The sequence below is a fragment of the Halorhodospira sp. 9628 genome (genome assembly GCF_022228075.1).
Classification (GTDB): domain Bacteria; phylum Pseudomonadota; class Gammaproteobacteria; order Nitrococcales; family Halorhodospiraceae; genus Halorhodospira; species Halorhodospira halophila_A.
The window spans coordinates 115979-137434 of the sequence record NZ_JAJNRF010000004.1 but is presented as its reverse complement, the minus strand read 5'-3'; the positions used below and the strand labels follow the sequence as shown (position 1 = coordinate 137434).

The following is a 21456-nucleotide window of genomic DNA, read 5'->3' as shown; positions in this document are numbered from 1 at the left end:
GAGCACGTCCCGTGCCGTGACAACCGAACAACAATGAGGTGACGCCATGGATCCTGCCCTCTGGGTAGCCAAGACCGGACTCGACGCCCAGCAGAAGAGTATGCAGGTGACGTCGAACAACCTGGCCAACGTGAACACCAACGGCTTCAAGAAGGACCGGGCCAACTTCGAGGACCTGTTCTATCAGACCGTCCGCCAGCCCGGCTCCCGAGCCAGCCAGGACAACCTGCTGCCCTCGGGGCTGATGCTCGGCACCGGCTCGCGGGTCATGGGTACGGAGAAGATCCACTCCCAGGGCAATGTGCAGCAGACCGAGCGGAGTCTTGATGTCGCCATCGAGGGCAAGGGCTTCTTCCAGATCCTCCGTCCCGACGGGCAGGTGGGTTATACCCGGGACGGCGCCTTCCAGCTCAACGAGAACGGTGAGATCGTCACCTCCGGCGGTTACCTGCTCGAGCCGGCCATCCAGGTCCCCGAGGAGGCCGAGACCATCAGCATCGGCAGCGACGGTACGGTCAGCGCCAAGATCCCCGGCGACGAGGAGCCCGAGGAGATCGGCCAGATCGAGCTCGCCGACTTCATCAACCCCTCCGGCCTCGAGCCGGTGGGCGAGAACATGTTCCTTGAGACCGCCTCGAGCGGCGCCCCCGAGGTGGGTGCCCCGGGGGAGGGGGCCCTGGGCAACGTCATGCAGGGGGCCCTGGAGACCTCCAACGTGAACATCGCCGAGGAGCTGGTGAACATGATCGAGAACCAGCGCGGCTTCGAGACCAACACCCGGGCCATCTCGACCACCGATGAGATGCTCCAGTTCCTCAACCAGAACGTCTGAGGGCGGCTGAGATGATGCGCTGGCATCGGTGGGTACGCGGCTGTGCCGCGGCCATGGTGGCCGGGGTGGCGGCAGCGGCGTGTACCCCGATGCCGCAGGAGGCGCCGGATCCGTCGCCGATCACCGCGCCGCGGGTCGACATCCCCGATGACCCGGACGAGCGGACCGGCTCGGTCTTTGATGAACAGCGCAGCATGCGGCTGTTCGAGGACCGCAGCGCGCGGCGCACCGGGGATCTGATCACCGTGGTCATCGAGGAGGAGACCGCCGGCGATCGCTCGATCAACTCCGAGATGGCGCGCCAGCAGGAGGCGGATATCCCGGCGCCGCAGATCGGCGGCGAGGACCTGGAGATCTTCGGCCGCCCCTTCGCCTTCGAGCAGGAGGGCGAGGCCAGCTTCGAGGGCGGCGGGAGCGCGGACCAGGAGACGAACCTCACCGGCACGATCAATGCCGTGGTGGTGGACACCACCCCCAACGGACATCTGGTCATCCGCGGCGAGAAGAACGTACGGGTCAGTCAGGGCCAGGAGACGCTGCGCATCTCCGGGATCGTGCGCACCGACGACGTGGGGGCCAACAACGAGGTCTCGTCCAACCGGGTGGCGAACATGCAGGTCGGTTACACCGGCGAAGAGGCGCTCAGCGACTCCGCCCAACCGGGGTGGCTGACGCGTTTTCTGATGAGGCGCTACTGAACGGCGGGTGCCGCCGCGATGGACGGCGCGCTCGGGAGGACGCAAGGTGATGAGAATGCGCAGGATCGACACACGCTGGATCCAGGTCGCCGCGGGGGTGCTCCTGGTGATGCTCGCGGCGAGTGTCTCAGCGGCCGAGCGGATCAAGGACATCGCCTCGGTGGCCGGGGTGCGCAGCAACCAGCTGGTTGGCTACGGCTTGGTGGTGGGTCTGGACGGGACCGGCGACGACACGCCGTTCACCGAGCAGAGCGTGCGCTCCATGCTCGCCAGCCAGGGCGTCAACATCCCCCACGACGTGGATCCGGACGCGGACAACACCGCGGCGGTGATGATCACCGCCGAGCTGCCGGCCTTCACCCGTCCCGGGCAGCAGATCGATGTCAGTGTCTCGTCGCTGGGCGATGCCGACAGCCTGCAGGGCGGCGAGCTGCTGATGACGCCGCTGCGTGCCGCCGACGGCGAGGTCTACGCGGTGGCCCAGGGGCGTGTGGTCATCGGCGGCTTCGGCGCCGATGACACCGAGATCCCCGTGGACAACCAGCTTGGCGGCTCCATCCCCAACGGCGCTATGGTCGAGCGGCGCATCGAGACCGGTTTCCAGGATCGCGACGAGGTGGTGCTCAACCTCCACGAGCCAGATTTCACCACCGCCCGCCGTACCGCCGAGGTGATCAACCACAACCTCGGGCCGAACACCGCCCGTGCCCGTGATGCCGGCTCGGTGCGGGTCCGCGCGCCGCGGGATTCGGATCAGCGGGTGAGCTTCATCTCCTTCCTCGAGGAGCTGCGTGTCGAGCCCGGTGAGGCGCCGGCGGAGGTCATCGTCAACGCCCGCACCGGGACCATCGTCATGGGCTCCAATGTCCGCGTCCGCCCGGCGGCGGTCAGCCACGGCAACATGACCGTGGCCATCGGCGCCGGCGGCCCGGAACAGGTGGCCGACGACCCCTTCGGGTTGGATGAGCCGCTGATCGTCCCCGACGAGGACATGGAGGGCCTCGAGGGTGAGAATCCGGCCTTCGTCTTCGAAGCCGGCGCCGATCTCAACGAGATCGTCGACGCCATCAACGCCGTGGGCGCCGCCCCCGGCGACCTGGTGGCTATCCTCGAGGCCCTCAAGCGCGCCGGTGCGCTGCGTGCCGAGCTGACCATCATCTAGGGAGGCGACCATGCACAACAGCAGCGGTGCCCTCGGTAACGCCCTCGAGCCCCAGGGTCTGCAGCAGCTGCGCTCGATGACGCGCAACCCCAGCGAGGAGGACCTCGCCGAGGTGGCGCGGCAGTTCGAGGCGGTGTTCGTCGAGATGATGCTCGGCCAGATGCGCCAGGCCACCCCGGGCGATGAGATCTTCGGCGGCAACGCCGAGGAGACGTACCGCGACCTCTTCGACCGGCAGATGGCGGTGCAGATGTCCCGTGACGGCGAGGGCTTGGGGCTGGCCCCGATGATCGAAGAACAGCTGCGCGAGAATGCGGGCTTCGAGACCGACCGGATGCAGGGGCTGCCGCAGGAGATCTCGGACTACCGCCACTCGGCGGTGCCGGTGCAGCCCGATGCCGGGGAGCTCGCGGCGGCGGACGCGGGCGACGGCGCGCAAGGCCGCAGTGGCGGCCTCGGCGGCAAGGGGGCCGGCTGGTCGAGCCCGCAGGACTTCGTCGAGGACATCACCCCGGCGGCCAGGGAGACCGCCGAGCGCCTCGGGGTGCCAGCGGTGGCCCTGGTGGCCCAGGCTGCTCTGGAGACCGGGTGGGGCCAGCACATGGTGGCCGACGGGGACGGGCGCAGCGCCAACAATCTGTTCAATATCAAGGCCCACTCCGCGGACTGGCAGGGCGATGCCGTGCGCGTGCCCACCCTGGAGTACCGGGATGGTATCCCGCAGCGCGAGATGGCCGACTTCCGCGCTTACGACTCGGTGGCCGAGAGCTTTGCCGATTACGCCGACTTCCTCGAGCGCAACCCGCGCTACCGTGAGGCCCTGGAGGTCGGCGACGATCCGGAGCGGTATGTCGAGGCCCTCCAGCGGGCTGGGTACGCCACCGATCCGCAGTACGCGGAGAAGCTGCAGCGGATCATGGAGCTTGGTGACGACGGGCAGGGGGTGCGGATCGGCGGTGAGACCCTCAAGATTTCCGATTCCGTGCCGAGAGGTTAGACAGGGCAGTGTGGGCCTGCGGGCCCCAGCGAGGCGGAGTCTATGGTTGATCTGTTGCAGACGGGCATCTCCGGGCTGCGCGCATCCCAGCGCGGGCTGGCGACCACGTCGCACAACATCTCCAACGTCAACACCGACGGCTACAGCCGCCAACGGGTGGAGCAGGATACGAGCATCCCGCACTACCACTCCCGCGGGGCCGTCGGCACCGGCACGCAGGTGCAGACCATCCAGCGCCTGACCGAGGATCACCGCGTCGACGCCCTGCGCAACAACCACGCTGAATATGAGCGCCTGGATCGACTCGCGGAGATGACCGGGCGCATCGACAACCTGGTTGCCGACCAGGACGCCGGGCTGAGCCCGGCGCTGCGTCAGTTCTTCGACGCCGTCGAGGAGGTGGCCAACGACCCCTCGAACACCGTTGCCCGGCAGCAGCTGCTCACCCAGGGGCAGGCCCTGGCCGATCGCTTCCAGACCCTGGACAACCGACTGCTGACCCTGGAAGAGGACGTCAACAAGCGGGTGCGGGCCGAGACCGACAAGGTCAACGGCCTGGCCGAGTCCATCGCCGAGCTCAATGGCGAGATCCGCAGCCGCTGGACCAACCCGCAGCGCCCGCCCAACGACCTGCTCGACCAGCGCGACGAGAAGATCCGCGAGCTCTCCGAGCACGTCACGGTCCGGGTGACCGAGCAGGACGACCGGTCGCTGAACGTGGGCATTGGCAATGGCCAGCCGCTGGTCACCGGCGACCGCGCCAACACCCTGGAAGTCACGCGCAACGCCTTCGAGCCGGAGCGCCCGGAGCTGGCTGTCCGCCGGGGCGATCGCGCCGTTCAGATCACCGACGCCGTTCAGGGCGGTTCGCTGGGCGGGCTGCTGGAGTTCCGCAACGGTGTGCTGGACGAGACCCGCGATGAGATCGGCCGGGTGGCCACCTCCCTGGCCGGGGCCATGAACGAGCAGCACCGCAGCGGCATCCAGTTCGACAGCGGTTACCCCGAGGCCGGTGACGACTTCTTCGACTACGCCCGAGAGGCCGGGGTCTCCGCCCACCGCGGCAACGCCGGCGAGGGCCAGCCGCAGGTGATCGTCGACGAGGAGCGTATCGGTGAGCTGCGCCGCGAGAACTACCAGGTGCGCCTCGTTGACGGGCAGTGGCAGGTGGCCACTCAGGACGCCAACGAGGTGCGTACCCTCGGCCAGGGCGGGGATGCCGACATCCAGCCCGACGCGGACGGCGGCTACCGCTTCGACGGGCTGATCCTCTATCCGCCGGAGTCCGGCGACGGCGCCGTCGAGGAGGGCGACCGCTTCCTGATCCAGCCCACCCGGGACGCGGCTCAGGGGATCGAGGGCCGGCTCGCGCGGCCGACCCAGGTGGCGGCGGCCGCACCGGTGGTCACCGGCGAGGCGCCGCGCGCCGACGGTCAGACCGAGAACACCGGGCGCGCGCAGATCGGTCCGCCGGATGTCGGGCGGGCCGAAGGCGTCATGGCAGCCCTGGAGGAGGGGGGTGCCCTGCAGCAGGGAGTCGAGATGACCTACGCCGATGACGGCACGTTCACCGTGACCATCGGTGGCGAGACGGCGGGCACCTTCGACTACGCCCCCGAGGACATCGAGCGCGGCCAGGTGGTGAACCTGGCCGAGGACGTGGAGCCGGCCGGCAGCGCCCAGGCCGAGACGCTGGCGGCGCTGGATGTCTCGGTGCGCATCTCCGGCGTGCCGGATGACGGGGATCGCTTCGGGCTCTATGGCAACTACGAGGGCGTGGGCGACAACACCAACGCCCTGCGCATGGCCGAGCTGATGGAAGAGACCGTCATGGACAACGGCAACAGCACCTTCCAGGAGGCCTACAGCGCCATGGTCGGCGAGCTCGGCGGCTTCAGCCAGCGGGTGCAGACCAATCGCGATGCCCAGGAGGCCCTGCTCAACCAGGCCAAGGAGCAGTGGGAGGAGCTCTCCGGCGTCAACCTGGATGAGGAGGCGGCCAACATGATGGAGTATCAGCAGGCCTACCAGGCCGCCGCCCAGATCATCACCAGTGCCGACGAGGTCTTCCAGGAGATGCTCAACGCGGTGCGTCGCTAAGGGGGTGAGCCGTGCGCGTATCCACGAGCCACATGCAGAACACGGCCGTTCAGAACATGACCGGCCAGCAGAGCGAGATCAACGACACGCAGACCCAGCTCTCCAGCGGGCGCCGGGTGCTGCGGCCGTCGGATGATCCCACCTCGGCTGCGCGCACCCTGGATCTCAAACGGGCCACCGAGTCGGTGGAGCGGTTCAACCGCAACGGCGATCTGGCGCGGACCCGGCTGTCCATGTCCGAGTCCGCCCTGGAGCAGGCCGGCAACGAGCTCCAGCGCATCCGCGAACTCACCGTCCAGGCGGCCAACGGCAGCCAGGACGCCGACACCCGCAGCTACATCGCCGCGGAGATCGAGGAGCGCTACAAGCAGCTGGTGGAACTCGGCAACAGCCGCGACGGCAATGGGGAGTATCTCTTCTCCGGCTCGCGCACCCGCACCCAGCCGTTCAATATGGGCACCGATGGCCACGTGACCTACCACGGCGACCAGAACAGCCGCGAGGTGCGCATCGGGCCCGGACGCCAGATCGGCGTGGATCACTCCGGCTTCGACGCCTTCATGAAGGTCCCCGACGGCAACGGCCAGTACCAGGCCTTCCAGGGCGAGGAGAACCGCGGCACCGGCGTGGTCAGCGTGGTCGACGGCAAGGTCCGGGGCCTGGATGCCGAGCAGTACCGCGTGCGCTTCGCCGAGGACGCGGACGGAAACACCCGCTACGCCATCCAACGCACCCACAACCCCGAGGACGAGAACGCCTGGGAGTGGGTGAACGGCGAGAACGGCGGGCCGCCGGCGGTGGAGGACGCCCCGCTGTATGAGCCGGGGGCGACCATCGAGGTGGACGACGGCGTCCGGGTGAAGATCGAGGGCAACCCCGATCCGGGCCAGGGGGGGTTCGAGGACGGCGACCGGTTCACGGTCACCGGTAGCCGATCCCAGTCGATCTTCGCCACCGTCAATGAGCTCATCGGCGCCCTTAAGGAGGGTGAGGGGCCCGACTTCCGCAACGCCGCCGACCGCGCCCTGGGCGATCTGGACCTGGCCATGGAGAACACCTTCCGGGTGCGGGCGGAGATCGGCGCCCGCCTGTCCACCCTCGATAGCGAGAAGGCCAGCAACGAGGCGGCGATCATCGACCTCAAGCAGGCCACCTCCGACGAGCGCGACCTGGATTACGCCGAGGCCACCGGCCGCTTCAACCAGGAGCTCACCGGGCTCGAGGCGGCCCAATCCACCTTCGGCCGCGTGCAGAACCTCTCCCTGTTCGACTACATCTAGTCTCTCCCGCCAATGCGTTGCCTGGCCGGGCCGGCGTGCCGCGCTGGTGCCGGTCCGAGGGGTGCCGTGGCCGCCCGGGTTTGCGCAAAGTCAATCCCTTGGGGTTCCGGTTATCGAAAACGCCGATGGGAAAGGCCTGCCGGCGGCATGGCCGTCTCTTGGAAACGCGAATCGTTATCACTAGTATACGTATTGCGCACATCGGCACGGATAACAGAACGAGGGGATTATGAGTCAGACAGTAAGGCCTTGGGGGGTTGCGGCTGCTGCGGTCCTGGCAGGGGGCGCCCTGAGCGCGGCGCACGCGGAATCCGGCGATGCGGAGACCCGCCTGCTCGATCGCATCATGATCACCGGTGGCCCGGACCGGGTGCAGGATACCGCCGGCTCGGCGCAGGTGCTCAGCCGGGAGGATATCGATCGGCAGGGGTACACCGATCCGCACCGCATCCTGCGCCAGATCCCCGGGGTCAATGTCGCGGAGGAGGAGGGCTACGGCCAGTTCCCGCACATCAGCATGCGCGGCGTGAACCCGGAGCGGAACGCGCGCATCACGGTCATGGAGGACGGGGTGCTGACGGCTTCGCCGGCGCCCTACGCCGCACCGGCGGCCTACTATTTTCCGCCCATGGGGCGCATGGACAACGTCGAGGTGCGCAAGGGCTCGAGCGCCATCAAGCACGGCCCCTACACCGTCGGCGGCGCCCTGAACATGACCTCCACGCCGATCCCCCAGGAGCGCTCCGGCAAGGTGGAGGGGCGCCTGGGCTCGGACAACGGGCGGCGCGCCCACGCCCACATCGGCGGCCGCGAGGGGCAGTTCGGCTGGCTGCTGGAGAGCTACACGGAGCAGAGCGACGGCTTCAAGGAACTCGACCATCCGCTCTCCGGGGATCAGTCCAACAAGCCCAACAATCCGGTGCCGAACACCGGCTTCGACCGCAACAACTTCGTCGCCAAGGGGATGTGGGCCAGCGACCCCACCGCCGAGGTCTACCAGGAGGTGGAGTTCAAATACGCGCGCGATCGGCGGACCGTCCACGACACCTACCTGGGCCTGCTCCCCGACGACTTCGACGACAACCCACACCGGCGCTACGCGGGCTCGCAGCTCGACGAGATCAACACCGAGAACGACCTCTACCAGGTCCGCCATTACTTCCAGCCCACGGTGGATACCGACGTCACCACCACGCTCTACCGCACCGATACCGTGCGCAACTGGTACAAGCTGCATGAGGTGGATGGCGGTAGCGGTGATTTTACGGGCATCTCCGACATCCTCCGCGACCCGGGCGACCACGAAGACGAACTGGCCTGGATCCTCGGTGGCTTCGACACCGCCTATGACGCGGGGCTTAGCATTGACGACGACGCCCGCGGCAACGTCCGCGCCAACAATCGCGAGTATTACGCCCAGGGCATCCAGGTGCAGGCCGGCCACCTCTTCCAGGCCTTCGGCTGGGATCACGACCTGGAGGTGGGCTTCCGTTACCACGAGGACGAGGAGGACCGCGAGCAGTGGCAGGACTCGTTCGAGATGCAGAACGGCATGATGGTTCTCGACGAACACGAGGAACCGGGTGAGACCACCAATCGGGTCACCTCCGCCGAGGCCTACGCGTTCCACGTGCAGAACACCATGGAGCGCGGTTCGTGGACCCTGGTTCCCGGTGTGCGTTACGAGAACATCGATGTGGATCGCAAGCAGTGGGATGGTCCGGGGCGCACCACCGCCAACCTCGATGCGGACGGTTCCTACTCCAACACCTATCGGGTTTGGGTCCCTGGCATGGGCGCCACCTACGCCATCGATGATCAGTGGAGCGTCCTTGGCGGGGTCCACCGCGGGTTCGCGCCGTCGGGTGCCGACCCGCAGGCCGATGAGGAGCGCAGCGTCAACTACGAGGCCGGTTTCCGGTTCAGCGACATGTATACCCAGGCGGAGGTCATCGGCTTCTTCAACGACTACTCCAACATCAATTACGAGTGCACCAACGTCGGCGGGGCCTGCCAGACCGATGATGAACTGGTCTCGGCTGGCGAGGTTCACGTCTGGGGCCTGGAGGCGCTGTGGATGCACGATCTGGGTCAGAGCCAGGACCTGCCCGTCCAGCTCCCGGTCAGCGTCAGCTACACCTTCACCGACAGCGAGTTCCGGGAGAGCGATGACGGCGAGCTGTCGAACCAGTGGGAGAATGCCCGCAAGGGTGACCGCCTGCCGGAGATCCCCGAGCACCAGCTCAACCTCAGTGCCGGCGTGGGCCAGGCTGACTGGCGCGTCAACCTGAACGCCAACTACGTCTCCGAGACCCGCGCGCTGGCGGATCGGGACTACGACGATCTGAAGATCGACTCGCGCTGGCTGTTCGATCTCTCCGCCCACTATCAGCTGATGGACAACGTGCGGTTGCTCGGGAGCATCGAGAACCTCACCGACGAGACCTACGTCGCCCACCACCGCCCGGCGGGGGCACGGCCCGGCGCGCCGCGGACCTACTGGGCGGGGATGCGCGTCGACTTCTGATCCCACGTCACGGGTCACCCGTAGCTTAGGGGTGCTCATGCCTGCCGCCTTGGCGGCTTCCTCCAGCCGAACGATCGGCGCCTGATTGCCGGGGAGGGCATCCTCCCCGGCACTTTTTTGCCCGCCTCACGGGTCGCGGCGCGACCCGCTCTTGCCGCTGCGCTTGCCGCCCGCCGCCGTCGGGTCACCCTCCGTGGTGCTCTCGGTTGCCTGTTGTGGCAACATGCTGCCCCTGAACACCCTGCTCAAACAGTCAGATACGAGGATGCGGCCCCTGCTTGCCGCTCTGTGCCACCGGATTGCCGCGTATGGAAAATTTTTGCCGCCAAAGGGGTAAAGCCTTGCCGCCGGTCGCCGATACGGTAAGTGAAGGCGAAAGACTGGGTACCGGCAGGCGGCAAGAGCTCGCCGCCGGGGCCTTCCAAACAGCGGAGCACAAGGAGCAAAGGCAATGGCACAGGTCATCAACACCAACATTGCGTCCCTGACCGGTCAGCGGCATCTGAGCGCCAGTCAGGGCGAGCAGCAGCAGGCCCTGGAGCGGCTCTCCTCGGGCAAGCGGATCAACTCCGCGGCCGACGACGCCGCCGGCCTGGCGATCAGCGAGCGCTTCACCTCGCAGATCGGTGGCATGAACCAGGCGGAGCGCAACGCCAACGACGGCATCTCCTACGCCCAGACCGCCGAGGGCGCCATGGAGGAGATGGGCAACCTCCTGCAGCGGGTTCGTGAGCTGGCGGTGCAGTCGGCCAACGACACCAACACCGCCGAGGACCGCCAGGCCCTGGAGGCCGAGGTGCAGCAGGCGGTGCAGGAGATCGACCGGATCGCCTCCAGCACCCAGTTCAACAACCAGAACATCCTGGACGGGTCGCTCGACGAGCTGGTCTTCCAGGTGGGTGCCAACCGGGCCCAGAGCATCAACACCAGCGGTGTCGATGTGCGTGGCCACAACCTCGGCGCCGAGATCGGCGAGGGGCAGGCGGTGCAGCGCGTTCTCGATGAGGAAGGCAACTACGGCGATCTGGACCTGGATGGCTCGATCAACATCAACGGGCTGGATATTGACGTCAGTGGCTCGCGCAACGTCTCCGACGCCATGGACGCCATCAACGCCCAGTCCCGTGCCACCGGTGTGACGGCGTTCCGCGCTGACCGGGCCACCACCGAGTCGTTCGACTTCAACAATGACGGTGGCGCCAGCCTGGAGATCAACGGCACCACCATCAGCATCGGTGAGGATGCCGGCGTCGGCGAGTTCGTCGACGAGGTGAACGCCGCTTCCGGCAACACCGGCGTCCGGGCCGAGATGGACGGTGATCAGGTGCGCTTCGTCTCCGAGTCCGATTTCCGCATCGAGCCGGGTGACGACAGCCCCATCGGCGATCTCGGGCTCGAAGGCGAGGAGAGTGGGATGCGCTTTGAGCGCGGCATCCAGCTCTCCACTGACCTGGGCCAGCGGATCGACGTCAATGGTGACGCCGACACCCTCGGGGCGCTCGGGATGTCCGACGAGCAAATGGAGATGAGCCGTCACCGGGTCAGCGGGCCGGATGCGCTGAGCGTGGCCACCCGGACCGACGCCGATGACGCCATCCGTACGGTGGACTTCGCCCTGGGGCAGATCAACGACGCCCGGGCCGACTTGGGTGCGGTGCAGAACCGCTTCGAGGCCACCACCAGCAACCTGCAGAACGTCTCCGAGAACATGGAAGCTTCCCGTTCCCGGATCCTGGATGCGGACTTCGCGGCCGAGACCGCCGCCATGACCCGCGCCCAGGTGCTGCAGCAGGCCGGTACCTCGGTCTTGGCCCAGGCCAACGAGGCCCCGCAGAACGTCCTGACCCTGCTGCAGTAAGGCCCGAGGCGGAGCCCGGCTGACCCCCCGGGCTCCGCCACCGGCTCGCTGACCCCGAGACCGGTGCCATGACCCGCAGCAGATTCGGGATTCTTCCGTGAACGGACGCGGATAAAGAGAAGGAGGTGAGACCCCGGGCCATGACCTGAACCCACGCGGGCCGACCCCGGCGGTGACCGTTGGTGGACAACGGAACCGTTAAAGCTTTGCCAGGGAGCGCCGATACGTTTGGGCAAGAGCGCGAGACGCGAGCCCAAGCGAACAGGTTCGCTCGTGCTGGGGTCAGCGAAACGGCGCCGTAACGGCGTCAGACGTGAGGAGACGGGTCATGGCACAGGTGATCAACACCAACGTTGCATCGCTGAACGCGCAACGGCACTTGAATTCTTCCCGGGGCGATCAGGAGGTGGCCCTGGAGCGGCTCTCCTCGGGGCTGCGCATCAACAGCGCCCGGGACGATGCGGCTGGGCTGGCGATCAGCGAGCGCTTCACCGGCCAGATCAACGGCATGGATCAGGCCGCCCGCAATGCGAACGACGGCATCTCGTTCGCCCAGACCGCGGAAGGCGCCATGGAAGAGATGAGCAACCTGCTCCAGCGGGTCCGCGAGCTGGCGGTGCAGGCGGCGAACGACACCAACTCGCCGTCGGATCGCGCCGCGCTCGACCGCGAGGTGCAGGCCGCCGTGCAGGAGATCGGCCGGATCGCCGAGACAACCCAGTTCAACCAGCAGAACGTGCTCAACGGCACCCTGCGCGAGCTGGTCTTCCAGGTCGGGCCGAACCGCGGCCAGACCATCAACGCCGGCGGCGTGGACGTCCGCGCCGAGAACCTGGGCGCCAATGTGGCCGAGGGGCGGGCGGTGCATCAGGCCGCCGGTGGTCCCGGTGTGGAGCTCCCGGGCGGGCTGCAAGTCAACGGTCACGAGATCGACCTGGGCGATGCGCGCGGGCTCAACGACGTGGCGCGCGAGATCAACGAGCGCCAGGCCGAAACCGGCGTGTCCGCCATGCGCGCCGACCGGGCCGAGACCCAGGCGGTGGAGTTTGACGGCTTGGGTGAGGGCGAGCGCGGTCAGCTGCGTATCAACGACCACGCCATCGAGCTTGACGAGAGCGTCACGGACATCGGCGAACTGGCCGCCCGGGTTAACGACCGGGCCTCGGAGACCGGGGTGCGCCTGGAGAACGGGGAAAACGGCTGGTCCTTTGTCTCCAACAGCGACTTCGAGCTCGAGTACTTCTCGGACGACGCCGAAGATGCCATCGGTGTTGGTGGGACCGAGATCGGCCAGGGGCTGGATCGCGCCGACGAGGAGAGCACCGGGCTCATCGTCGAGCGCGGCATCACCCTCTCCACCGAGATCGGCGGCGAGCTGCGGGTCGAACCGGTGGATGGCGACGACGATGCAGCCCTGGGGCAGATCGGCCTGAAGAACTGGCAGGACGGTGGCGACTACGAGGACCTGCAGGCGGAGGCGTACACCATCGGCGGGGTCGACCCGGTTGATGTGCGCACCCGCGAGACCGCTTCCGATACCATCGTGGCGGTGGACTTCGCCCTGCAGCAGATCAACAACACCCGGGCCGATCTGGGCGCGATCCAGAGCCGGTTTGACGCCACCATCAACAACCTGAACATCTCCTCGGAGAACCTGAGCGCATCCCGCTCGCGGATCCTGGATGCCGACTTCGCCGAGGAGACGGCCGAGATGACAAGGACGCAGATCCTGCAACAGGCGGGGACCTCGGTGCTGGGTCAGGCCAACGAGATCCCGCAGCAAGTGGCACAGCTGTTGCAGCAGTAACGACGGCCGGGACCTCCGGGGAGCCTTCCGGAACCCGGCCCAGGGGCCTGGTAGCAGGGCCGGTCGGGAGGCTGTATGAGTGAAATGCACAAGGTGAGTTCCGTGACCAGCAGCATCAACTGGTCGCGGCCAACCGAGCAGGGGGAAGGGAGGCGCCTTGCCCCCGAGCAGGACACGGCAGCACCGGTCCCCGCCGCCGAGACGGAAGAGCGCTCCCGCGTGCCGTTGTCCGAGCTCGAGCCGCTGGAGCACTTCAAGGCGGAGGATCCCCAGGCGCTTGCCCGGGCGGTGGAGCGCATGGAGCAATTCATGCAGCGCGTCGGCCGGGACCTGGAGTTCCGGGTCGACGACAACACCGGCAAGACGGTGGTCACTGTCTACGTCCGCGGCACCGACGACGTGGTCCGTCAGATCCCCCCGGAAGAGATGCTGGCCATCGCCGCGCGCATGCGCGAGGTCCAGGGGCTGCTCTTCAACGGGGAGGCCTGAGCGTGGCCGGAACGCATCCGCCGCCGGAAGGGTCCACCGGGCAGGCCCGCTAGCGATACCTCGAGAGGTGACCGGATATGGTCTCACCGCTGGATCAGATGCCGAACATGCCGAGCCAGATGGACGTCGGCTCCGGCATCGACACCAACAAGATGGTCCAGGACCTGGTCCAGGCCGAGCGGGCACCCACGGAGCAGCGCCTGGGCCGGCGCGAGGAAGAACTGCAGGAGAAGCTCGAGGCCCTGGGGCAGATGCGAGGGGTCATCGGCGAACTCCAGGAGGCCGTCCAGGGGCTGGGCGATCCCGGCGCTTACTCCGGCATCGATGCGGAATCGAGCAACACCAGTGTGGCCGGGGTCTCGGCCAGCGAGGAGGCGCGCCCGGGCCAGTACGACGTGGAGGTGGAGCAGCTGGCGCGGACCCAGCGCATCGCCACGGCCAGCGGCGTGTTCGAGGACAGCGCCGATCCGGTCGGCACCGGCCGGCTGATGATCACCGACGGCGAGGGCAACGAGCAGGCGGTCACCATCGACGAGGAGTCGGCCACCCTGCTCGGCATCCGCGACGCCATCAATGCCCAGGCCGAGGGCGTGCGCGCCTCGGTGGTCGATGATGGCGCCGGGCCGCGGCTGGCCCTGGCTACCGAGCAGACCGGTCAGACCAATGCCATTACCCAGATCCGCGCCGAGCAGGATCCGGAAGCGGACGAGGGCGATCTTTCCGCCCTGCAGTACAACGTCGCCGATCCCCAGACCGGCGAGCCCGCCGGCGCCTTTCAGGAGATCCGCCCGGCCAGCGACGCCGTAGTCACCATCGACGGCATGCGCGTCACCCGCCCTGAGAACCGCATCGAGGGGGCCATCGAGGGCGCCACCATCAGCCTCCAGGACGAGGGGCGCAGCCGCATCTCCATCGAACAGCAGACCGGGCTGGCCGAAGAGAATATCCAGCGTCTGGTCGACTCGTTCAATCAGGTCCGGGCGCAGCTCAACCAGCTCTCGGACTACGACCCCGAGACCGAGAAGGCCGGCCCGCTGCAGGGGGACCATACCCTGCGCAACCTCCTCTCGCAGCTGAGCCGGTCCCTCAACGAGCCGGTGGAGGCCCTGGACGGGGCGCCGATTTCATCGTTGGGGGATCTCGGTGTGCGCACCAACCGGGACGGCACCCTGGAACTCGATGGCGAGCGCCTGCAGCAGATGGTTGGCGAGCACTCGGAGCTGGTCACGCGCATGATGACCGACCCGGAAAGCGGGGTGATGTCGCGGTTGGAGGGGGTGCTCGACAACGCCCTCGGCCGCGACAGCGTGATCGACATGCGCACCGAGGGGGTCGAGCGCCGCCTCGACGGTATCGCCGACGATCGCGAACGCCTCGACCGGCGCATGGAGCGGCGCGAGGAGCAGCTGCGCAGCCAGTTCTCGCGGATGGACTCGCGGGTCGCTGAACTCAATCAGACCTCGGAGTTCCTCGAGCAGCGCCTGGCGGCCATGAACAGTCGGGATTAAGCGGTCAGAAGCTTCCGGAACGGAGGTTCCGCCCTCAAGGATCATGGGTAGCAGCCGCTAAAAGGACAGAGCGCGAACCAACTACCCCCAAGAGTAGGAACGGGATATGAGCATGCATCGCGGCATAAACCAATACCAACAAGTCGGGACCTACTCCAGCACGGCCTACGCCGACCCTTACCGGTTGGTGCAGTTGCTCATGGACGGGTTCCTCGACCGAGTCGCCCAGGCCCGCGGCGCCATGGAGCGCCAGGAGATCGCCCTCAAGGGCGAGCTGATCAGCAAGTCCATCTCCATCCTGGACGGCCTGCGTTCCGGGCTCGACCACGAGCGCGGTGCCGAGATCGCCGGCAACCTCGAGGAGCTCTACACCTACATGCAGCGCCGCCTGGTGGAGGCGAACGCCCAGAACGAGGTCCAGCACCTTGATGAGGTCGCCTCGTTGATGCGCGAGATCAAGAGCGCCTGGGACGCCATCCCGCCGGAGGTGCGTACCCGCGACGCTGCCGAGGCGGCCGCCGCCCGCGGCGAGTAGGGGTGCGCGTGGGCGGCGGCAGCGCCAAGGGCGGCGACGGGCGGGCGGCGGTGGCCGCCTCGGCCCGACGCCTGCTGGAGCTGTCCCGGCAGATGCGCCGTTGCGCAGAGGCCGGGGACTGGGACGGGGTCATGGAGCGCAATGGACTGCGCCAGGCGCACGCCCGCGGGTTGCCCGAAGACCCGGACCACCCCGGCGCTGACCTGGCTCGCCGCGCGCTGGCCCAATCGCTCGAGTGCGACCGCGCGGTCCGGGCGCTGATGGAGGCCGAGCGCGACCGCCTCGGCGCCGCCTCGCGCGACGAGCAGCACCACCGCGAGGTCCACGACGCCTACTCGCGCTGTTCCGGCTAGGAAACACCTTGCCGGCGCCTGTGTCGTTTTTTTGACGGCCTGGTTAACCCGGCGTAAACTCGCCCCCTCGCAGACAGGCGATCCGTCATCGGAGGGGAGCGTTGGTTCAGGTCCTGGTGGTCGACAGCGACGCGGAGCGCCGGTCGGGTGTCGAGACGGTGCTGCAATTCCTTGAACACGAACCCATCCCCGCCGAGGCCGGCGATGCCGGCGGCGCCGCTACCCGCCACCCTGGGCTGGCCGCGGCGCTGGTGGGCATCGACGGACAGGAGCGCGCCTGCCTGCAGCGGCTCGTCGATAGCCGGCCCGAGCTGCCCGTCTTTCTCATTGCGCCGGATGCCGATGCGCGGCGCCGTGGCGGTGATCCGCAGCACGGTGTCCTCGGGGTGCTCGATCTGCCGCTGCGTCAGGGCCAGCTCACCGCCGCCCTGCGTCAGGCCCTGAGCCACAACGTCCGCCACCGCGAGCACGGTGCCGCCGGGCGGGCGCCGCGGCTGGCCGGCGAGAGCCGCGGTGTGCAGCGGGTTACCAGCCTCATCGAGCAGGTGGCCGACACCGACGCCAGCGTGCTGATCCTCGGTGAGTCGGGCACCGGCAAGGAGGTGGTGGCGCGCAACATCCACGCGCGCTCCTCCCGTCGGGCGAGACCGTTTGTGCCGATCAACTGCGGGGCCATCCCCGCCGACCTGCTCGAGAGCGAACTCTTCGGGCACGAGAAGGGCGCGTTTACCGGCGCCATCAGCGCCCGGCAGGGCCGTTTCGAGATGGCCCAAGGCGGCACGGTCTTCCTCGACGAGATCGGGGACATGAGCATGCACATGCAGGTCAAGCTGCTGCGCGTGCTCCAGGAGCGGACGTTCGAGCGGGTCGGCTCCAACAAGCCCATCCACGCCGACGTTCGGGTCATCGCCGCCACCCACCGCAACCTCGACACGGGGATCCGGGACGGCAGCTTCCGCGAGGATCTGTTCTACCGGCTCAACGTCTTCCCCATCGAGATCCCGGCCCTGCGCGAGCGCCCCGGGGATATCCCGGTGCTCGTCGAGGAGATCATCCGGCGCATCGAGGACGAGGGGCGGGGTTCGGTGCGGGTCAGCCCGGCAGCCATGTCCTGCCTGTCGGCCTACCACTGGCCGGGCAACGTGCGTGAGCTGGCCAACGTGGTCGAGCGTCTGGCCATCCTTTGCCCCTACGGCGAGGTGGGGGTCGAAGACCTGCCCCGGAAGATCCGGGAGGCGGCCCGCGAGGAGCTGGAGGATGGCGGCGCACCTGCGGGCGCGCCGGAGCCCGTCAACGGACAGGCCGGGGTGCCGCTGCCGGCGGTGGACTGGTCCGAGGGCATCGATCTCAAGGGCCACCTGACCGAGGTGGAGCAGGAGCTGATCCGCCAGGCCCTGGAGGCCACGAATGGGGTCGTCGGTCGGGCTGCCCGGCTGCTCGGGTTGCGCCGTACCACGCTGGTCGAGAAGCTGCGCCGGCTCGACGTCGAGCGTCCCGCCTGAGCCGGCACGCTCGGGCCGCCGGTCGGCAAGCACCGACCGTCAAGCGGCAAGCGGTTGCCGGTCTTGCCGGTCGACAGAACTTTGACTGCCGGTTCCGCCCGCGGCGGCGGCAGCGCCTCGCCGGCCGCGTGGAATCCGGCGTTTAGCGCACCACCCCACCCCTGGCACGCCCCTTGCTTCAGAAGGGGCCGCCGCGGGGTACCACCGCGGCGCGGATTTGCGCTGAGGGGGACAATCCATATGGGTCAGCAACGCGTGCTCGTGGTGGCCCGCGAGCCGGGCCGCCGCAGCGAGCAGCGGCGCCGCCTGGACGACGCCGGGTTCGTGACCGCCGAGGCGGAAGACACCGGCTCCGCCCACGAACTCCTGGAGCAGGGCGGGATCGCTGCCGTCGTCTGCTTCGAGGACGCCGGTGACGGGGACAACTGGCGGGTGCTTACCCGGCACCCCATGGCTCCGCCGGTGATCGTCATCTCCGCCCGCGCCGAGGTCAGCGGCGCCGTCGCCGCCATGCGCGACGGGGCGGCGGACTACGTCGCCGAGGAGGCCCCGGCCGGCGAGCTGGCTGCCGCCGTGGCCCGGGTCACCGACGCCGGTCCCGAGCTGGTGGCCGAGGATCGCAGCAGCCGTCAGCTGATGGCGCTTGCCCAGCGGGTCGCCGGCAAGGACGTCACCGTCCTGCTGACCGGCGAGTCCGGGACCGGCAAGGAGATCTTCGCCCGCTACATCCACGAGCGCTCGCCCCGTGCCGATGGCCCCTTCATCGCCGTCAACTGCGCGGCGATCCCCGAGAACATGCTCGAGGCCCTGCTCTTCGGCTTCGAGAAGGGCGCTTTCACCGGGGCCAACCGGGCCCACGCCGGCAAGTTCGAGCAGGCGCAGGGCGGCACGCTGCTGCTCGACGAGGTCTCGGAGATCGAGCCGGGGCTCCAGGCCAAGCTGCTCCGGGCCCTGCAGGAGAAGGAGATCGAGCGCCTCTGCGGGCAGACGCCGATCCCGCTCGACGTCCGCGTGCTCGCCAGCAGCAACCGCGATCTGCGCGAGGCGGTGCGCAACGGGCGCTTCCGCGAGGACCTCTTTTATCGTCTGCACGTCTTCCCGATCCATCTGCCGCCCCTGCGCGAGCGCGCCGCGGACATCATCCCGCTCGCTCGCTCCTTCGCCCAGAAGTACGCCCAGCTTGGCGGCGGCTGCGGCGCAGACTTTACCCCCGAGGCGGAACGGCTGCTCATCCAGCACCCGTGGCCGGGCAATGTCCGCGAGCTCGAGAACGTCGTCCAGCGCGCGCTGATCCTCGCCGAGGGCAGCGCCATCGATGCCGAGGCGATCCGTTTCGAGCCCGTCACCGTCAGCGCTGGCGCCGACGCTCCGAGCACCGGGGAGTCGGCGGGCGCGAGCGCTCCGGTCGCCGGGGTCGCCGCGGCGGAGGGCACCCCCGGTCCGGCGGTGCGGCCGGAGGCCGCTGCCGGCCAGGACGCCGCGGCGACCCTCGAGGAGGATCTCAAGAGCCGCGAGTACCGCCGTATCCTCGAGACGCTCGATCGGGTCGGTGGCAACCGCAAGGAGGCCGCGGCGCGGCTGGGGATCAGCAGCCGCACCCTGCGGTACAAGCTGGCGCGCATGCGTCAGGAGGGCGTCGAGATTCCCGAGCGCTCCGGGATGCTCTACGCCTACGGCAACTGAGGTCGCGCCATGTCGGATTTTCGTATCGAGCAGGCCCTCGCGGAGATGCGCGCCATCGGCGGGCAGCCGGTGCAGCAGCCGGAGCAGGACGCGCCGCCGGTGGAGGAGTTCTCGGATCTCCTGCGGGATGCCGTCGAGCAGGTCAATGAGCGTCAGGTCCAGTCGAGTGAGCTCAAGGATCAGTTCCTCCGCGGTGAGGACGTTCAGCTCACCGATGTCATGATGGCCGCCCAGAAGGCCGATGTCTCCTTCGAGGCCATGAAGGAGGTCCGCAACCAGCTCCTGGAGGCCTACCAGGAAATCGCCAACATGCAGGTGTAACGCGTGAGGGGTCGCCATGGCGGATAGCCAGGCCATGACCGAATCGAGCGGCTCCTCGCCGCCGTCGCCGCTGGACAGCGGCGGCCAGGGCGGTGCCGGAGCCGAGGCGGGTGGCTTTGCCGGCGTGGGCCGGTTCGTGCCTGAGGACTGGCGTGAGCAGCTGACCCGTGTCCTCGGCGACAACCCGCTGCGCAAGCTCGGTCTCGGCGCCGGGCTGCTGGCGGTGGCCGGGCTGGGCGTGGCGATCTTCTTCTGGGCGCAGGAGCCCGCCGAGCTGCGTACGCTCTACGCCGATCTCTCCTCGGACGACGCCGCCGAGGTCATCAACGCCCTCGAGGAGCAGGGCGTGCGCGTCGAGTTCGACGAGCGCACCGGGGATATCAAGGTTGCGGAAGGCGCCGTCCACCGGGCGCGCATCTTCCTCGCCTCCGAGGGGCTGCCGCGCGGGACCGGGTTCGGCTACGAGATGCTCGAGGAAGACCCCGGGTTCGGCGTCAGCGAGTTCATGGAGCACGCCCGCTTCGACCGCGCGCTGGAGACGGAGCTGGCGCGCTCCATCGAGACCCTGCGCGGCGTGGTCAGCGCCCGCGTCCACCTGGACGACCCCGAGGAGTCGGTCTTCGTACGCGACCGCCGCGATGCCAAGGCGTCGGTGGTCCTCGAGCTGGACCAAGACAGGCAGCTGCCCGACCGCCAGGTGGAGGGGATCATCCACCTGGTGGCCAGCGCCGTCTCCGATCTCGAGCACGGCAATGTCAGCGTGGTCGACCACCGCGGCCGTCTGCTCACCGCCGAGGATGAGCCCACCGAGGCGACCCGTTCGGCGCAGCAGTTCGAGCTCACCCGCCGGCTCGAGGAACGCATCCAGCGCCGCGTCGAGGACATGGTCGAGCCAATCATCGGCCCGGACCGCGTCCGCGCCCAGGTCAGCGCCCGGCTCAACTTCGACGAGCGCCGCCAGATCGAAGAGCTCTTCGACCCGGAGCGCAGCGCCATCCGCAGCGAGCAGATGAGTGAGCGCAGCGGCGGGGGCGGGCAGTGGCCCATCGGCATCCCCGGTGCGCTGACCAATCAGCCGCCCGGCCCGGGGACCCTCGACGGGGAGGAGCCCGAGGGCGGGGGCGGCACGCCGTTCAGCTCCGACGAGACCCGCAACTGGGAGGTGGGCCGGACGCTGAGCGAGGTGCAGCCGGCCATTGGCGTGATCGATCGGCTGACCGTCGGGGTTCTGGTCGATCACCGCTACGTCGAGAACGAGGACGGCGAGGTGGTCCGCGAGGCCCTCTCCGACGACGAGATCCAGACCCTGGAGAATCTCGTCCAGGACGCGGTGGGCTTCGACGCCGATCGCGGCGATGCCGTGAGCGTGGCCACCGTGCCCTTCGCCGAGATCGTCGAGCCGCCGGATCCGCCCGAGGAGGTCTGGGAGCAGGAGTGGGTGCGCGACTTGATCCGGCTGGCGGTCTTTGCTGCCATCGGATTGTTGATCTACATCGTCGCCATCCGCCCGATCGTCAACCGTATGCTCGGGGGCGAGGACGAAATGGACGAGGAGCGCGGCGGGGCCGAGACCGAGGGGCTGGAGCGCCCGGCCGGCGAGAGCCTGGAGAGTCCCGGCGGTGGGCAGGAGAGCGAAGCCGCCATGCGCCTGGCGGGGATCAGCGGCGAGCAGCTCAGCGACATGCGCGAGCGCCCCTACGAGGCCAAGCTCCAGGCCGTGCTCGAGCTCGTCGAGAACGAACCGGAGCTGGCGGCCAACGCCGTCAAGGCCTGGCTCGATGAAGACGACAAGCGCAAGGGCTGA

The 21456-nt window shown here is 68.6% G+C and carries 17 protein-coding genes; all 17 read left to right on the top strand.

The genetic code is table 11. The features are described 5' to 3' along the window. Nucleotides 1-46: 46 nt before the first annotated feature. Nucleotides 47-832: a flagellar basal-body rod protein FlgG gene (gene flgG, locus LRG10_RS06185; protein ID WP_201168553.1), complete on the top strand. Its 786-nt coding sequence runs from the start codon at nt 47-49 to the stop codon at nt 830-832. Nucleotides 833-843: 11 nt separating this feature from the next. Then, nucleotides 844-1530, top strand: a complete 687-nt coding sequence (locus tag LRG10_RS06180) for a flagellar basal body L-ring protein FlgH (RefSeq protein ID WP_201168551.1) — start codon at nt 844-846, stop codon at nt 1528-1530. 55 nt (nt 1531-1585) lie between these two features. Continuing rightward, nucleotides 1586-2692, top strand: a complete 1107-nt coding sequence (locus LRG10_RS06175; protein WP_238634961.1) for a flagellar basal body P-ring protein FlgI — start codon at nt 1586-1588, stop codon at nt 2690-2692. A gap of 10 nt (nt 2693-2702) precedes the next feature. Beyond that, the gene (gene flgJ, locus LRG10_RS06170) at nt 2703-3689 is read left to right on the top strand and encodes a flagellar assembly peptidoglycan hydrolase FlgJ (RefSeq protein ID WP_201168549.1); all 987 of its coding nucleotides are present in this window, start codon (nt 2703-2705) and stop codon (nt 3687-3689) included. A 42-nt stretch (nt 3690-3731) separates the two neighbouring features. Further along, nucleotides 3732-5789 (top strand): flagellar hook-associated protein FlgK, encoded by a 2058-nt coding sequence (gene flgK / locus LRG10_RS06165; protein WP_201168547.1) that lies wholly within the window; start codon nt 3732-3734, stop codon nt 5787-5789. 11 nt (nt 5790-5800) lie between these two features. Further along, the gene (gene flgL / locus LRG10_RS06160) at nt 5801-7069 is read left to right on the top strand and encodes a flagellar hook-associated protein FlgL (protein ID WP_201168545.1); all 1269 of its coding nucleotides are present in this window, start codon (nt 5801-5803) and stop codon (nt 7067-7069) included. Nucleotides 7070-7298: 229 nt separating this feature from the next. Next, entirely contained in the window at nt 7299-9596 is a 2298-nt protein-coding gene (locus LRG10_RS06155; protein ID WP_238634960.1) for a TonB-dependent receptor domain-containing protein, read from the top strand. A gap of 451 nt (nt 9597-10047) precedes the next feature. Next, nucleotides 10048-11454: a flagellin gene (locus LRG10_RS06150; protein ID WP_238634959.1), complete on the top strand. Its 1407-nt coding sequence runs from the start codon at nt 10048-10050 to the stop codon at nt 11452-11454. Between the two features lie 328 nt (nt 11455-11782). Next, entirely contained in the window at nt 11783-13261 is a 1479-nt protein-coding gene (locus tag LRG10_RS06145) for a flagellin (RefSeq protein ID WP_238634958.1), read from the top strand. 75 nt (nt 13262-13336) lie between these two features. After that, a complete protein-coding gene (locus tag LRG10_RS06140; RefSeq protein WP_238633545.1) occupies nt 13337-13750 on the top strand; it encodes a flagellar protein FlaG in 414 nt (137 codons plus the stop codon). A 77-nt stretch (nt 13751-13827) separates the two neighbouring features. After that, nucleotides 13828-15258 (top strand): flagellar filament capping protein FliD, encoded by a 1431-nt coding sequence (gene fliD, locus LRG10_RS06135; protein ID WP_238634957.1) that lies wholly within the window; start codon nt 13828-13830, stop codon nt 15256-15258. 112 nt (nt 15259-15370) lie between these two features. Then, complete coding sequence (gene fliS / locus LRG10_RS06130; protein WP_238634977.1) at nt 15371-15793, top strand: flagellar export chaperone FliS; 423 nt, start codon at nt 15371-15373, stop codon at nt 15791-15793. An 8-nt stretch (nt 15794-15801) separates the two neighbouring features. Next, nucleotides 15802-16146, top strand: coding sequence for a flagellar protein FliT (locus LRG10_RS06125; RefSeq protein ID WP_238633543.1), 345 nt, complete (start codon nt 15802-15804; stop codon nt 16144-16146). A 101-nt stretch (nt 16147-16247) separates the two neighbouring features. Continuing rightward, entirely contained in the window at nt 16248-17648 is a 1401-nt protein-coding gene (locus LRG10_RS06120) for a sigma-54 dependent transcriptional regulator (protein ID WP_201243144.1), read from the top strand. Nucleotides 17649-17888: 240 nt separating this feature from the next. Continuing rightward, nucleotides 17889-19331, top strand: a complete 1443-nt coding sequence (locus LRG10_RS06115) for a sigma-54 dependent transcriptional regulator (protein ID WP_201168524.1) — start codon at nt 17889-17891, stop codon at nt 19329-19331. A gap of 9 nt (nt 19332-19340) precedes the next feature. Then, nucleotides 19341-19652, top strand: a complete 312-nt coding sequence (gene fliE / locus LRG10_RS06110; protein ID WP_201168521.1) for a flagellar hook-basal body complex protein FliE — start codon at nt 19341-19343, stop codon at nt 19650-19652. A gap of 16 nt (nt 19653-19668) precedes the next feature. Further along, nucleotides 19669-21456: a flagellar basal-body MS-ring/collar protein FliF gene (gene fliF / locus LRG10_RS06105; protein WP_201168518.1), complete on the top strand. Its 1788-nt coding sequence runs from the start codon at nt 19669-19671 to the stop codon at nt 21454-21456.